Source organism: Paenibacillus glycanilyticus, from assembly GCF_030161375.1.
Classification (GTDB): domain Bacteria; phylum Bacillota; class Bacilli; order Paenibacillales; family Paenibacillaceae; genus Pristimantibacillus; species Pristimantibacillus glycanilyticus_B.
Window position 1 is genome coordinate 172,993 of sequence record NZ_BSSQ01000011.1, and the last position, 14,089, is coordinate 187,081.

18 protein-coding genes and 1 tRNA gene are annotated in these 14,089 nt (G+C 48.8%); 7 read left to right on the top strand and 12 right to left on the bottom strand.

Translation table 11 applies throughout. The annotated features are described in order from the left end of the window. Window positions 1–123 precede the first annotated feature (123 nt). Window positions 124–196: transfer RNA gene (locus QQK89_RS13385), tRNA-Val, on the bottom strand. A gap of 145 nt (window positions 197–341) precedes the next feature. Between QQK89_RS13385 and QQK89_RS13390 the strand changes: the two genes are divergently transcribed. After that, the gene (locus QQK89_RS13390) at window positions 342–680 is read left to right on the top strand and encodes a cupin domain-containing protein (protein WP_284239068.1); all 339 of its coding nucleotides are present in this window, start codon (window positions 342–344) and stop codon (window positions 678–680) included. Window positions 681–730: 50 nt separating this feature from the next. Here the strand turns inward: QQK89_RS13390 and QQK89_RS13395 are convergent, their stop codons facing one another. From QQK89_RS13395 to QQK89_RS13410, 4 genes are all read right to left on the bottom strand, one after another. Beyond that, complete coding sequence (locus tag QQK89_RS13395; RefSeq protein ID WP_284239069.1) at window positions 731–1,468, bottom strand: anti-sigma factor; 738 nt, start codon at window positions 1,466–1,468, stop codon at window positions 731–733. Continuing rightward, window positions 1,465–2,037 (bottom strand): RNA polymerase sigma factor, encoded by a 573-nt coding sequence (locus tag QQK89_RS13400; RefSeq protein ID WP_284239070.1) that lies wholly within the window; start codon window positions 2,035–2,037, stop codon window positions 1,465–1,467. Before QQK89_RS13400 ends, QQK89_RS13395 begins: the two co-directional genes overlap by 4 nt. A gap of 96 nt (window positions 2,038–2,133) precedes the next feature. After that, the gene (locus QQK89_RS13405) at window positions 2,134–2,808 is read right to left on the bottom strand and encodes a cupredoxin domain-containing protein (protein WP_284239071.1); all 675 of its coding nucleotides are present in this window, start codon (window positions 2,806–2,808) and stop codon (window positions 2,134–2,136) included. A gap of 10 nt (window positions 2,809–2,818) precedes the next feature. Continuing rightward, window positions 2,819–4,078, bottom strand: a complete 1,260-nt coding sequence (locus QQK89_RS13410) for a plastocyanin/azurin family copper-binding protein (protein ID WP_284239072.1) — start codon at window positions 4,076–4,078, stop codon at window positions 2,819–2,821. 208 nt (window positions 4,079–4,286) lie between these two features. Between QQK89_RS13410 and QQK89_RS13415 the strand changes: the two genes are divergently transcribed. Beyond that, a complete protein-coding gene (locus tag QQK89_RS13415) occupies window positions 4,287–4,451 on the top strand; it encodes a hypothetical protein (RefSeq protein WP_284239073.1) in 165 nt (54 codons plus the stop codon). A gap of 55 nt (window positions 4,452–4,506) precedes the next feature. Here the strand turns inward: QQK89_RS13415 and QQK89_RS13420 are convergent, their stop codons facing one another. Next, a complete protein-coding gene (locus QQK89_RS13420) occupies window positions 4,507–4,740 on the bottom strand; it encodes a DUF3892 domain-containing protein (RefSeq protein ID WP_284239199.1) in 234 nt (77 codons plus the stop codon). Window positions 4,741–4,909: 169 nt separating this feature from the next. Continuing rightward, window positions 4,910–5,626, bottom strand: coding sequence for an MBL fold metallo-hydrolase (locus QQK89_RS13425; protein ID WP_284239200.1), 717 nt, complete (start codon window positions 5,624–5,626; stop codon window positions 4,910–4,912). Between the two features lie 142 nt (window positions 5,627–5,768). On the opposite strand from QQK89_RS13425, the gene QQK89_RS13430 reads away from it, so the two are divergent. The 3 genes from QQK89_RS13430 (at window position 5,769) to QQK89_RS13440 (ending at window position 7,156) form a co-directional block, all read left to right on the top strand. Next, on the top strand, window positions 5,769–5,981 hold the full coding sequence (locus tag QQK89_RS13430; protein ID WP_284239074.1) for a hypothetical protein: 213 nt from the start codon (window positions 5,769–5,771) through the stop codon (window positions 5,979–5,981). 162 nt (window positions 5,982–6,143) lie between these two features. After that, window positions 6,144–6,713, top strand: coding sequence for a stalk domain-containing protein (locus tag QQK89_RS13435; protein ID WP_284239075.1), 570 nt, complete (start codon window positions 6,144–6,146; stop codon window positions 6,711–6,713). Between the two features lie 122 nt (window positions 6,714–6,835). Then, the gene (locus tag QQK89_RS13440; protein WP_284239076.1) at window positions 6,836–7,156 is read left to right on the top strand and encodes a DUF1292 domain-containing protein; all 321 of its coding nucleotides are present in this window, start codon (window positions 6,836–6,838) and stop codon (window positions 7,154–7,156) included. 60 nt (window positions 7,157–7,216) lie between these two features. Here QQK89_RS13440 and QQK89_RS13445 read toward each other — a convergent pair whose 3' ends face one another. Beyond that, complete coding sequence (locus QQK89_RS13445) at window positions 7,217–7,627, bottom strand: DUF1885 family protein (RefSeq protein ID WP_284239077.1); 411 nt, start codon at window positions 7,625–7,627, stop codon at window positions 7,217–7,219. 113 nt (window positions 7,628–7,740) lie between these two features. Then, window positions 7,741–9,210, bottom strand: coding sequence for an aminotransferase class I/II-fold pyridoxal phosphate-dependent enzyme (locus QQK89_RS13450; RefSeq protein WP_284239078.1), 1,470 nt, complete (start codon window positions 9,208–9,210; stop codon window positions 7,741–7,743). 198 nt (window positions 9,211–9,408) lie between these two features. Between QQK89_RS13450 and QQK89_RS13455 the strand changes: the two genes are divergently transcribed. Both QQK89_RS13455 and QQK89_RS13460 read left to right on the top strand, forming a co-directional pair. Further along, complete coding sequence (locus tag QQK89_RS13455; RefSeq protein WP_284239079.1) at window positions 9,409–10,599, top strand: MFS transporter; 1,191 nt, start codon at window positions 9,409–9,411, stop codon at window positions 10,597–10,599. Window positions 10,600–10,721: 122 nt separating this feature from the next. Beyond that, window positions 10,722–11,330, top strand: a complete 609-nt coding sequence (locus tag QQK89_RS13460; protein WP_284239080.1) for a YitT family protein — start codon at window positions 10,722–10,724, stop codon at window positions 11,328–11,330. 56 nt (window positions 11,331–11,386) lie between these two features. Here the strand turns inward: QQK89_RS13460 and QQK89_RS13465 are convergent, their stop codons facing one another. The 3 genes from QQK89_RS13465 to QQK89_RS13475 form a co-directional block, all read right to left on the bottom strand. Next, on the bottom strand, window positions 11,387–12,046 hold the full coding sequence (locus tag QQK89_RS13465) for a TetR/AcrR family transcriptional regulator (protein WP_284239081.1): 660 nt from the start codon (window positions 12,044–12,046) through the stop codon (window positions 11,387–11,389). 63 nt (window positions 12,047–12,109) lie between these two features. Then, window positions 12,110–13,126 (bottom strand): ABC transporter permease, encoded by a 1,017-nt coding sequence (locus QQK89_RS13470; protein WP_284239082.1) that lies wholly within the window; start codon window positions 13,124–13,126, stop codon window positions 12,110–12,112. After that, the gene (locus QQK89_RS13475; protein WP_284239083.1) at window positions 13,123–13,869 is read right to left on the bottom strand and encodes an ABC transporter ATP-binding protein; all 747 of its coding nucleotides are present in this window, start codon (window positions 13,867–13,869) and stop codon (window positions 13,123–13,125) included. The genes QQK89_RS13470 and QQK89_RS13475 overlap by 4 nt, the downstream gene beginning before the upstream one ends. Window positions 13,870–14,089: the final 220 nt, after the last annotated feature.

Genomic DNA, 14,089 nt, shown 5'->3' on the forward strand with positions numbered 1-14,089 from the left:
GGTATAGTCTGAAGGGGTTCCGTGACCAATAGGTGACCAATCGAACAAAATGCCACTATTTTGTTGTATAACAAAACCTATAAAAAAGGAAAAAACCCTTGGTTTCCCAAGAGTTTTTCAGTATGATCTGTAGTGGGCTCGAACCACTGACCCCTACCCTGTCAAGATAGTGCTCTCCCAGCTGAGCTAACAGATCGTGTGAAGTGATGAATATTAATATAACAGCATGTAAAATGATTGTCAATAAATTCTTTGCATATTTTTAGGACGAATGTCCTTTCGCTATTCAGATAAATCCAATAAAATATTAACCACATTAATTCATACAAGGAGTGGCAGCTATGATCACTAGCAAACAAAACGCGGAGCATTACATTTGGGGCGACCAATGCGACGGCTGGCATCTGCTGAAACAGCAGGATTTGAGCATAATACATGAGCGCATGCCGGCGCATACCGCCGAAACGAGACATTCTCATGAGAAGTCCCAGCAGTATTTCTTTGTGCTTGAGGGGACGGCGACGATTGAGATTGCCGGCGAATCGTTTGAGCTCAAGACGCATGAAGGGATTCATGTGAAGCCGAATACGCCACATCAGATGTATAATCGATCAAGTGGGGACATTCAGTTCCTCGTGATCTCAGAACCTACGACTAGGGGAGACAGATTCCCAGCATAATCTAAAAACCCGCCGTTCACATGACTTCCTGCGAACGGCGGGTTTTTAGATTACGACACGGAACTATACATTCGGGTTCCCCTCGGCTGATTGCCGTGTTCATCCGGCTCAAGCGTTATGCCTATGGAATCGAAAGCAAGCGTATTGCCGGAAATCGGCATCGCCAGCACGCCTATTCCTTGCTCGTCTACCCGGAAAGTGCCAGCGCTGTCTTTTTGCCCGGCATGATTCAGCCATACTTGATAGACGGAGCTGTCCTTGGAGGCTGGCGCGCCAAATACATAGACGACAAATTGCTTGTTGCTACCGTTATCCACAATACAAGCGACAGCGTAAGAAGTAGCGGCATCCTCCGATACGGGTTTCAGCGAGATGAGCTCGCTGATTTGAGAGGCTGAAACCGATAACGCCTGTTCAATAGGAACTACAGCCGATTCGGAGCGGTTGTTATACAGGTTAATATTCCATGCGGTTCCCGCGACTAAGACGGCCAATACGGCTGCGGCAACGGCACCGTAAGTCAGCTTTCGGAATGAGCGAATAACGGCTGGTGGGGGAGTAGCGGCAAGCGCGGCGTCCATGACCTGCTGCTTCAATTCTGCAGGAGGTTCGATCAACTCCATGTCGGAAGGGAGGGAGTCCCATACAAGCCGGAGCTCTTCGATCTCGGACTGGCAAGCCGGGCAGCCTTGAAGATGCCGTTCGAAAGCTTTTTTCTCTTTATCGGAACAAGCGCCGGAAATATAGTCAAGGGCATTATAGCAAACCGTCACGTTTTGCTGTTTCATGATTGCTCTCCTTCGGCCACGAGATGCCTGCGTAAAATTTTTAACGTCTGGTGCAGACGGTTTTTTACCGTTCCTATCGGTTGGTTATAGATGGCCGCAAGTTCGCTAATGCTGTAGCCCTGCCAGTAGAAATGCTCCAGCAGATGGATTTGCTGAGCGGATAAGTCGCGGTATGCGCTCCTGATTTGATCCTTGATCAATCCGTTAAGGGCAGCGGTCTCTGGCATTGTGGTAGCATCGTCCGGAATTTTGGCGAGCTGCTCAGGCTCAATCTGGACGATGGGAGCCGAATCTCTCCTTCTTTTGCGCAGCCAGTCGGTTGTAATATTGCGAGTAATCGTCAGCAGCCAACTGGAGAAGCGCCCTTGTTCGGGATCAAAAACGGATTTTGTCGTCCATAACCGCATAAATACGGCTTGAACGATTTCTTTTGCAACGTTCTCGTCTTTCAATGTTTTCCAGGCAAAGGAATATACGAGAGAAGAGTAACGGTCATATATAATAGAAAGCGCCTCGCTTTGCTTGCTCTGGATGAGCAGCATCAATTGGTGATCCGTAAGCTCCCGCATTGGATAATAACCTCCAAAAAGTTGAGGATAATATAACTCTATTCTACCAAGCATTGCGATAAAGGGATAACCGAATTTGGTTATCCCTTCAATCGTTTATTGGTCCGAGACGACAATCGTTGCCTTCATTCCCGGGTGCGGCGTGCAGTGAAGGGCAAATTCGCCCGCTTTATCAAAAGTTACCGTCTCGTCTTCGTTCTCCGCGAGCAGACCTGTGTCGAAGGAGCCGTCATCGGCCGTTGCGCTATGTTTGATGGCGTCCTTGTTAATAAATTTGACGCGATCACCGGCCTTGATCTCGAGCTTCGCTGGAGCAAACGCGAAATTCGAAATCTCGACGACATATTCCTTTCCGCCATCTTCAGAAGCCGCGGATGTCGCTGCAGCAGAAGGAGTACTCTTCGGAGGCTTTTGGCTGACAGCAGGGGAAGCCTTCGAATCATCATCGTTAGAATGACCGCCATGATGATCATCATGGGAGGGAGATGGCGAAGGATTGGGAGATGGCTTAGCCGTTGCCTGCGGCTTGGCGGTGGATGAAGCTTCCGGCGCTGTTGTTGGAGATGCTTCCGGCGCTGCCGAAGGCGCAGCAGACTCGTGCTGCTCATGCTCTTGGCTTGCTGCCGCCGTTGCAACTTCCTCGGGTGTCGGAGAAGCGGAGTTGCCCGAGTTGCCCGAGTTGCCCGTAGAATTGCCGCATGCCGCCAATACCCATACAAATAGCACTCCGGCCAACGGCAACAAAAGACGTCTGTTCGTTATGAACCTCATGGTAAATCCCTCACTTCACAATAATCTGTCCGGTCATAAATGATTTGTGCAGCTCGCAGTAATAGTTGTAGGTACCTGGTTTGTCGAGGGTAATGGTATAGGATTCGCCCGTTTTCAGCACAGGGATTTTAAAGCTGCCATCGACGGCTACCGCGTTATGCTCCATCTCGTCATAATTGGTGAACGTAATTTTGGAGCCTGCCTCAACGGTCAAAGGCTCGTTCCCGAACGAGAATTGTTTAATGTCTACTTGATAGGTTTTGGTATCTGGGGTATTTCCCTTGAAAGTAGACGGGTTAATGACAAACCATACTTTGTTTACGTTCTGGCCAAGCACATCGCCTGCTTGTTTATCTTGGATGAAGGAATAGAGCGGGTAACCTTTGTAAGCCCATTGCTTTGTTCCGTCCGCACGGGTAATACTCGAGAAATCCGATTTGTTCAGGAAAGCGGGAATCTGAAGCTCGTCGGACGAGAAGGTCGGCCAGTTCACCAGGCATTGCCCTTGGCAAGCGTTTATATTCTCGGCATCCTTCGTGAAGTAGTACAAGGTCATGCCTTTATCGTCAGTCAAATATGTGCCCAGCTCTTGATGGCTGCGCAGCTCGATTCTTTTCCCTTGAGGAAGAGCGGCCGTTTGCGGAAGCACGCCTGATTGCTGAAGTTCAGCAAAGAAGGAATGACCTTCCGGTGTCGGGACCGTTAATGCCTCGATCAGCGCAGTCGCAAGGTGGGCGTTAGTAAGCGGACTGGCAGTCGCTATGGAAACCATGCCTTTGGTAGCGGCGAAAGCAATCGTATCCGCATAAGCAAAATCTTTGCCGGAACGGAAACCGATATTCTCGAGCAGTACTTTGTACAATTGTTGAGGGCTGACGGGGTCATTCGGATGAAAGGTGCCGTCCGGATTGCCGGACCAACCAAGCTCGGAATGCTGCTTCAAATAAGCGAGGATAGGGAGATTAGTTTTTCCTGCTTGATTCGCATCTTTAAAGTTGGAAGAGGTACCGCCTGCCATTGCCTCCTTTAAGTGGCCGTTTAATCGCAAGGAGATTATTGCGGCTTGCATGCGTGTTGTCCGTTTGGCCAAGTAAGGTTCGTTAACGCCGCTTCCGTCTCCGAGCAATAGACTCAGTTTGGCCGCGGTGTCCGCATCGCTCGTTACGGAAGCGGGCTGGGGTTCGGCTGCGGAAGCTCCGATTACGGACGATAACAGCCCCGTTAAGAGTAAGGAAATGAACATAAACATCGTTAATTTTTTGCTTATCATGAATAATCCTCCTTCAAGAATAATGGTCTCTTATAGGAGGTAACGACGGAAATGGCGAAGCGGTTTGAAGGGATACCGTTTTTTTTAGGCGGATTATGCTTCGAGTCTGGAATTATGATGGAAACTTGTGACAAAATCAGCATATTTGCATGAAGCCGCTCATATGAGTATAGAAAGCACTTGCATAACTTATAGGAGGCGGTATCGTTTGGCAGAGGAGATGGCCTATCTGGCCGTATGGCTTCTAGGCTTGTTTGGCATCGTGGGTACGGTAAGCGCTTATGTGGCAAAGTTTGTCGTGAAGGATTCCTTGTCGTATGATGAAGCATTTGTATGGCGTAGAAAGCTGCCTCCTGAAACGAAACAAAAATAACAAAAACAAAAACAAAAATCGGCTGTCCGCTATTGCGGCAGCCGATTTGCTGGTATTAGAAGGTTGGCAGATTATCGAGATTGTTATCTGTGCGGCCATCGGGGTCGGAGCGGAGATGCTCTTCGTGATCGCGGCCTCTAAAGACGTTCAATCCGGCAATTTCATTGTTTTTAACCATGGATTGGGCGGTTTTGTAGTCGACTACCCGTCCAGACGTTAACTGCAGTTCTACAATAGAACCGTCGCCGTTTTTTCTTACCGCAACGACTTCTTCTTGCGTGTGATCCATCATTGTATCATCCTCCCATTGGCTAGTATGGTTCGATTCGGTGCAATAAATGCACGAATAGGGAGATGAACGTAAGGACCTGTTGGCTGCGGGTTGCATAAACTATACCAAGAGCGGATGTTTGCAGCGCCAGTAGCGCGGTGAATATCTGCTTGTTTTTGTTAGCGGCTCAAGGAATCGGATAGATAGCGAGCTGCTGCACAAATCTCATTTTGCCGGTATGGCCCGTGTACTCTTCCATATTATCGTTGTAATGCATAAGCCATATCTTCTCTTGAATTTCCTCGGGCAAGGTCAATAATTCGTCCAGGCAAGCATGGACTACGCCGGGAGTGATTAACTGGCAGTCGTGGAAGATCGTCGTTACGCCTTCCGCGATCAGAGAGTGAAGCAATGCCCCGTTAAACTTCATATCCGCGGAGTAGAAGAAGGTGTTGTTAAATAGGAAAGAATAGCTTAGCTTGCCTTCAATATGTTCGGTTCGAATGAGCTTGACGTTCAAGCCGGGATGAAGCTCGTAAATCTCGCCTTCTTGAATCGGCCGCACATCAAAGAAATCGGCTAGGGAATTTAACGGATCCTGCGTAAGGCCTCCTCTTAACGTTTGTTCCCATAGAGGCTCGACTAGCGTGTCCGCGATAAAAAGAACAGGTTTCTTCCCATAGCGGAACATCATCTGGAACGCGTATTCCTCCAAACCCCCGACATGGTCCCCATGCATATGGCTAATTAATACGGCATCCAAATCATCAAACGAATAACCCGCATCATGCAGCGACCGTGGCAGCGTAATGCCGCAGTCGACTAGCAGCTTGAAGCCGTCCATTTCGATCAGCGCGTTGTTATTGGCGTATTTTTTCGCAAAAGCGTTGCCGGTGCCTAACATTTGAATTTGCAACTATAACGCCTCCCATTCACATTTGCTTTCACTTTAACAAAAGCCCATCTTGTTGACAAACAACAGATGCACATTGACCTCAGCCTACATATAATGCTTAAAGCATAAATGCGGGAGGATGGAAGAAGCGATGAGTGCAGCAGCGGCTAAAGGAAAAGGTAAAGTAGTTAAAAAGAAAACGACCTCGGAAAGAAAGCAGTATCATTACAAACTTGTCATGTCTAGTACATGCGCGGTATGCAAAACGCCATGCGAGCGGGGCATGCGCTATTGGAAAAGGATGCAGGAGCCAGGCGCAATGGGGAAAGGCGTTCCGTGCATTTTGACCCGCACGTACGGGTAATAATCCGCTTTTCATTTCCCGGGCAAGCGCATGATTCAACAGCTTTTGACAAGGCTTTCCACTTGAAAGCGGCTCAAAAAACTTTTATTGCTTGCGCGCAACTTTGGGCCAAAACCCGAGTATAACCAAACATCCAGACAAACCGGATGGAGGTTAACAGCAATGAAAGTCAGATTTAAGAAAGTAGCCATTTTGCTCACGATATTGTCGGTGTGCGGAGGCACACTCATGTTTGCCGACGCGGCGTCCCAGAAAGTACGGGTCATTGTTAACGGCAGTGAGCTGGATGAGGGCGGCATTATTGTGGACGGCAAAACCTACTTGCCTCTTCGCCAGGTGGTTAACAGCCTGAATGCGCTTGTTGACTGGGATAATACGAACAAGAAAGCTACAATTAATAAGCCTAATGTTCATATGATTTTGTTCCAGGATAAAGTAATCTTTGGTAATGTGGACAAAGGCAATAAATATACGTTTAATGTCTTCTCCCAGATTGACAATTTGAAGACATCGATCTCGGCGGTCAAAGTGTCGATCACAGACCCTTACGGCACCGAAAAAGTGATTCAATCCCAAAATGTAAGCATCTCGAAAGATAACTTCTGGTACCGCACAGAGGACATCAAGTACAACTTTGAGTATGCCGGCAAGTATGCAGTCCGGTTCTACTTGAAAACATCTCCAACGGATGATTGGGCGGTTGTATCCGAGAAACTTATAACCTCTCAATAGTCTTATCGAACCTCACGCCATCCGCTCGCGAACGCAGCAGGATGGCGTGTTTTGTTTGACCGACGTTCCTTCGCATGGTACGATACGTAAGTATGTATAACTAACTGAAATGGGGTAATTCCATGAGCGAGCATCAACATCAGCACGGCGAAGACTGCGGCTGCGGACAAGATCATGAACATGATGAGCATGTGTTCATCGTGACAGACGACGAAGGCCAAGAGCGTGAAATGGTCATGGTCTATACATTTGAATCGGAGAATAATGTATATGCGGTATTGCTGGATCGTAACGATACGGAAGCGGACGGCGTAATCTTCCGTATCGAAGAAGAGAACGAAGAGGCATTCCTCGTTGGGATCGAAGACGATGCGGAATGGGATCGCGTAACGGCGATTTACGAAGAAATCGCACGTACGGAGAACGAAAGCAAAGAAGGTTAATACCATAAAACACCCGTCTTTCCGGTAGGCTGCTGAAGCCGACGGAAAGACGGGTGTTTTTCATTTGCGCGGGTTATAGTAGATGGTCCGACCATTAAACAGGGTAAGTTCGGCCTGAAGTTGTTTAGCTAAATATTTGCATAACTCGTTTGCTTTCGCTTTGTCGCCATGGGTTGAACCGTCGGGCAGCACCACTTGAATCGTGGAGAGGCCGCCTTCGCCATTGCTATTGCCATTGCCGAAAATAATGTACTTGTACTGCGGAGTAGTGCCTTGCAAGTAAAACCAGCGGTCGTCTTGCTTGGACTCAATCGTGTAAGGGAACGCCGCTTCCGCATAATTCCAGTCGAGCTGCTTGCCCGTCAAGGCAACCTGCTCGCGATAATGCAACAGTTTCTCCTTCAACTGGTCAAGCGGAAGCTCGCTTACGGCAGATCCTTGAACAAGCTTTATCGTTGCGCTTTGACTCATTCGTCCCACCCCCAAACTCATAATAGCATGCCTATGAGAAGGTTTACAATAAGTGGAATCCTGCGAAAAAAAGCCAACAGCATGGCCTGAAGGCTCTGCTGTTGGCTTTTCGTTTAGAAGATCGCGTTTTCTTCCACGATGACTTTGACAAATTGAATGCTGCGGTCTTCCGGCCCTTTGACAGGCAAGCCTACCTCAACATGATCAACGATATAGTCGATGTTCTTCTGTGAAATAACCTCACCCGGGAGCAAGATTGGAATACCCGGCGGGTATACGTAAATAAATTCAGCGATAATCCGTCCGGCCGATTCTTTGAACGGAACAATCTCCGTTTCGCCGTAGAAGGCATCGCGCGGCGTCAGGGAAAGCTGCGGAATGTCCGGAATTTTGACGACCAGCTCGCGGGCTTCGGCGCCTTCATGATACGTTTCCGACAGACCGCGAAGAGAATGAAGCAATTTATCGATGGATTCGGACGTATCTCCAGGCGTAACAAGGCAAAGAATGTTATACATGTCGCTCATCTCGATCTCTACGTTGTAGTGATCGCGAAGCCAGTTCTCCACTTCGTAGCCGGTAACGCCCAAATGGCGGACATGAATCGTAACTTTGGTCGGGTCATAGTCATAAGTTGCTTCATCGCCGAGAATTTCTTCTCCGAAACAGTAGAGACCCGGGATCTGATTGATTTGCTCGCGCGCGTATTGGGCGAGTTCAATGGCGCGATCCGCGATCTCATGGCCGTTAATGGCCAAGTTGCGGCGAGAGGTGTCAAGCGACGCCAGCAAGATGTACGACGTTGACGTTGTAGTCAGCATGCTTAGGATCGTCTGGATGCGGAACGGGTTGATTCTTCCTTTGCGCACGTTCAGAACCGAGCTTTGCGTCATCGAGCCGCCAAGTTTATGTACGCTTGTTGCCGCCATGTCGGCTCCGGCTTGCATAGCGGACATCGGAAGTTTCTCGTGGAAGTGAATCAGCACGCCATGCGCTTCGTCGACAAGAACCGGAATATCGTAGCTGTGAACGAGATCCACGATTTCTTTCAGGTTTGCGCAGATCCCGAAGTAGGTAGGATTAATAACGAGCACGGCTTTCGCGTCCGGATGTCGGTCAAGCGCGCGTTTAACCGAACGGGTCGTAATGCCATGATCGATCCCGAGGTTGGAATCGCGCGCTGGCGAAATAAAGACCGGACGCGCTCCCGCGAATATAATGGCTGACATGACCGATTTGTGGACGTTGCGCGGTACGATAATTTTATCGCCCGGATTGCAGACTGTCAGAATCATCGTAATAATCGCGCCGCTGGTGCCTTGAACGGAGAAATAGGTGTAATCCGCTCCGAAGGCATCCGCCGCAAGTTTTTGCGCTTCTTCAATAACGCCGGTTGGTTGGTGCAAGTCATCAAGCGGAGCTATATTTATAAGATCGATCGACAAGGCGTTGTCGCCGATAAATTCGCGAAACTCAGTATCGCTGCCGAGACCTTTCTTATGCCCCGGAATATGAAATTGTACCGGATCGTTCTCCGCATGGCGGCGGAGTGCGCTGAAGAGCGGGGTTTTGTTATGATCCATCGCTTTCGTCCCTGCCTTTCGACTTTCGTCTAATGTCTAATGTACAAACAAAGTTGAGTATAGCAAAAACAAGTCGGAATGCAAGCAACAATTTATTATTGAAGTCCGGCATTCAGAAGCTGGACAAGCAATGTTCTCCATTTGTTCATAACTTGGGGTCAACTTGATATGTTACGATTAGGGATGGGGTGAAACATAATGCGAGACAAACGACTTCTTATAGTAATGGCCATTCTAATGACCACTTTCATCGGGTTTGGGATTATTATTCCTGTTATGCCCGAAATGATTAAACACGTTAACCCGGGCAATGCCGAAAAACATACAGGCTATATGCTGGCGCTGTATTCTGCGGTATCGTTCATACTCTCTCCATATTGGGGCGGCTTATCCGACCGGATCGGCAGAAGACCCATTATTATCATTGGGGTAACAGGCTTTGCAATTAGCTTCCTGCTATTTGGTCTATCCGCGGACAATTTGACGTTGATGTATCTATCACGGGTGCTTGGTGGATTGTTCTCCGGAGCGGTCACTTCGGTAATCGTCGCTTATGTAGCAGATATTACGCCGCCTGAGCAACGGACGAAAGGGATGGGACTTGTCGGGATGTCCATCGGCTTTGGCTTCACGATTGGTCCGGGCGTTGGCGGTCTGCTTAGTCAGATTTCCCTGGCTGCGCCTTTCTATGCAGCATCCGCAATGGCGTTAATTACATTGTTTTTTGCGGTGACGATGCTGAAGGAATCGCTGCCGCCCGAGAAGAGAAGACAAGCAAGCGAGAAGCGGGAATCCCGTTGGACGGCGTTTACCGGTCCGCTTAAGTTTCTGTACGTTCTTGCGTTTTTCGTAACCTTTACCTTGGCGGGCATGGAAGCAACGCTTCAGTTTTTTGGCATTCAGCGCTTTGACGTAACGCCGCTTCAGGTAGGGATCTTGTTCTTCGTTTGCGGTTTTGTTGGTGCGCTTGTACAAGGCGGCGTTGTCCGCCGCAGAATCAAGAAGGGACAAGAGCCGCAATATATTGCGATTGGACTTGTCATCTCGGCCATAGGATTCTTTATGCTGCTGGCTGCCCATTCCTTATGGTGGGCGACGCTGTCGCTTGCGGTATTTGGAATTGGCAACTCGCTCATTCGTCCTTGCGTCACTTCCTTGATTACGCAGAAAACAACCGTGGGACAAGGAGTCGCCTCCGGCCTCAGCTCTTCGATGGACAGCTTGGGACGAATTCTTGGTCCGCTGGTTGGAACTTTCTTATTTACGCTCGATTTGCGATTGCCTTATGTATCAGGCGGCATTTTGTGTTTGGCAGCTCTATTCCTGCTTATGCAATTCCGGAGAATGGACAGCGCCTCTGGCGCAACAAATACGGTTGTACAAGAATAAATGGCGACTCGCAGCCGGCTTCTCATCATTTGATGGGTAGCCGGTTTTTTGTGTTTTTCCAAAGAATGGCATGTACAAGTCCGGCATATAGATAAGGTAGTGCAAAAGAGGTGAAAGAAAGAATGGGAATCCTGTCATGGCGCAGATGGGCGGCCATTATATTGGGGAGCTTGCTCATATCGGTCGGAATCAATTTTTTTCTAATTCCGTTGATGATCTTGGATGGCGGTCTTATCGGAATTGCCCTAATCGTCAATTATCTGCTTCATGTTCAAGTTGGATTAACCATGTTGTTATGCAGCATTCCGATCTTCGCGTTGGTATGGTTCCATAGCCGGAACATGATTTATCAAAGTCTAAACGGGCTGTTGTTATCCAGTTATGTGATTGACTTGCTTGGTCCTTACCGGTTTCATTTCTTGTATTATATCGAGTGGACGCCGTTCACAAGAGCCGTCCTTGGCGGCTTTTGCATCGGGACAGGCATCGGCATCATGCTGAGGAATGGCGCCAGTACGGGCGGGACCGATCTGCTTGCGCATTTTCTATCCCGCTACATCCCGTTAAACGTAGGCGTTATTATATTTATAACGGACTTCCTCATCATTGGAACGGGGGCTGTCTTGCTTCCTGAAAATACGTTTGTGTTGTCTCTAATTACCGTAGCGGCAGGAGGGGTAGCGACAAGCTTATGCACTTGGAATGTTCCTCACAACCACCATTTTGCCTAGAACGCAAAAGGCCGTTCCCGTTCAGCCATTGGCTTTCCGGGAACGGCCTTTTGTTGTTAAGGAGCCAGACCTTTCATTATAAAGGCGATCGTTGCTTCGCGCTCTTGCTCGTCATCCCAAATGCTGCCTTCCCGTTTGCCGTATACGGTTCGAATGGCCACATAACCGATCAAAGACGAGATTGTGAGACGGATAATCGTATAAGGCGACCAGTCCGCAAGCGTACCTTCATTCTGAAATCGGCGAATGTTAGGGGTAATTTTCTCGAATACCTTTTGCAGCACCAGCTTTTCGAATTGCTCCTGCAGCTCCGGATGAAAGGGGATTTCCTGGATAAAAATTTTGAGCACATGCATATGTTTCTCCAGAAAAACCAGCCTGTTCTCGAGTATGGCGCGCAACATCTGGTCAAAGCTGTCGTATTGGCTGTCCAATACTTTGTAGAACTCCCGCATGACAAAAGGGGCGACCAGTTTGGCCATGACCGGGGCTACGATGGATACGAGAAGATCCTTTTTGGTTTTATAATGCCGGAATATGGTGCCTTCCGCGACGCCGGCACGTTGGGCGATTTCATTCGTGGATGAAGCGGCGAAACCTTTTTCGGCGAAAATCTCAGAGGCGGCTTTTACGATTTTCAGCTGCTTATCCGTCATGTTTTTTTCGTCGCTTAGCTTATTTAGCTCCTCGAGCCATTCCTCGATTGGTTCTTTCATGTCTTACACTCCCTTTGCCGGCACAACCCATTTCCAGCATTATAACAGAAAAATATAGGCTGCTTACATTCGGCGATGCTTTTTGAGCGCGATCACATTAAGTATGGCAAATAGAATGGACAATCCGGCTAGCACGTAAATATCAAGCTGAATATCGGATATCCCTTCGCCCCGGATCATGATGCCGCGCATGGCGTCCGCTCCGTAATAGAGAGGCATGATGTAACTGAGTTTTTGCAGCACCGGGTTCATCGCATCCAGATTAAACAATCCGGAGAAGAAAGCTTGCGGCACGATAATGACCGGAATGAACTGAATGATCTGAAATTCGCTGCTTGCAAACGACGACAATAAAGTTCCAAGCGTTAGTGCGGTCAGCGACAACAGCAGGTTAATGAGCAGCATGTTGACGATATGGCCAGTCATGGACATGCCGAGCACCTGCACGGAGAACCAGGCAATCAAGGAAGCTTGAATGAGAGTGAAGATGCCAAAGCCTGCCAGGTAGCCAAGAACAATCTCGGACCTTCGAATGGGCGTCGCGAGCAGGCGTTCCAAAGTGCCGCTTGTTCTCTCGCGCAGGAACGATACTCCGGCCAGGAGAAAGACGAAGAAAAACGAGAAAAAACCGATGAGTACGGGACCAAAGGAATCAAAAGAAGCCATATTAGGTCCGCCATATAAATAATGAACGGCTGGAGCGTCGCCAGTTGCGCTCTGCTGCATTGCTTTCTGCAGAACGAGCTGCGTACTGCGGCTGACAGAAGGATCGCTGCCTTCCAGCGTAACGTCTGGTTTGTTGTCCTTGAGCTGAATAATAGCATCGAGTTTGCCGTTCTTAAGCTGCTGGTCGGCTTCTTCGAACGTATCGAATACCGTAATGTCTGCCTGCTCCTCGAGCTTTTCGGCAAGTGCCGAAGCAGAGCCAACCAGACCAATATCAGGGGATACCGTTCTCCCGTCAAATACAAGTTTGGTTAAGCTCAAGATCAGAAGCGGGGCTAGGAATAGCAAGGCAAGCGTCCGTTTATCGCGGACGAATTGGCGAATAATCCGAATGACAAGAGCGCGAATTCTCATGACCGTTCCTCCTGTCTGCCGCCTAGGGTGATGAAGGCTTCTTCAATGGTTTGAACGCCTGCCATGTCTATTATGGCTTGAGGAGTATCCACCGCAATCAATTTACCGTCGCGGATCAGGCCAAGCCGATCGCATTTCTCCGCTTCGTCCATGACGTGGGTCGTTACGATAATCGTAACGCCTTGTTGCGTCAGGGCAGTAAGTTCATTCCAGATGGCTTTCCTCAGCACCGGATCAATCCCGACGGTAGGTTCATCCAGGACAAGCAGCTGCGGTTCATGCAGCAGAGCAATGGCAAGCGATAAACGCCGTTTCATTCCGCCGGAATACGCGCTTGTCTGTTTATTCAAATGGTCAGTTAAGTTAACCAGCGAAGCTGCCGACTGAATGCGGGATGCCAGCGATTTGCCGGAAAGCCCGTATAGGGAGCCGTAAAAAGCCATGTTTTCCTTACCGGTCAACTCTTGATAAAGCGCATCGGATTGGGCCATATAACCGAATGTTTGCAGCATCTTGAGCTGCGGCATCAGTTCGCCAAACAATTCGACCTTGCCGGAGTCGGCCTTGTCTATGCCGGTTATCAGCTTGATCATGGTCGTTTTGCCGGAGCCGGACGGACCAAGAAGGCCAAACAATTCTCCGCGCGGGACGGTAAGCGTAATATCGTCCAATACCGTACGGTCGCCAAATCGTCTCACGATGCGCGATACGTCAACGGCTGGCTTTGTTTCGGATTTCTCCATCTTGAAACACCTCTTTTTTAGAGTGAGTAATTACTCATTTTCAGTATATTTCCGTTCTTGAAGGATGTAAAGTGAGTACTTGCTCACTTTTGTATACTGGACTTAAGTCGTAGAAACCCTCCGACTTGGGGCGAGAGCAAAGAACCGCCTCGAGACGTTTTTACATTATTTTGGATGCAGGTATGCTTAGTACTGTCAAATACACAAAAAAGAGAATTCC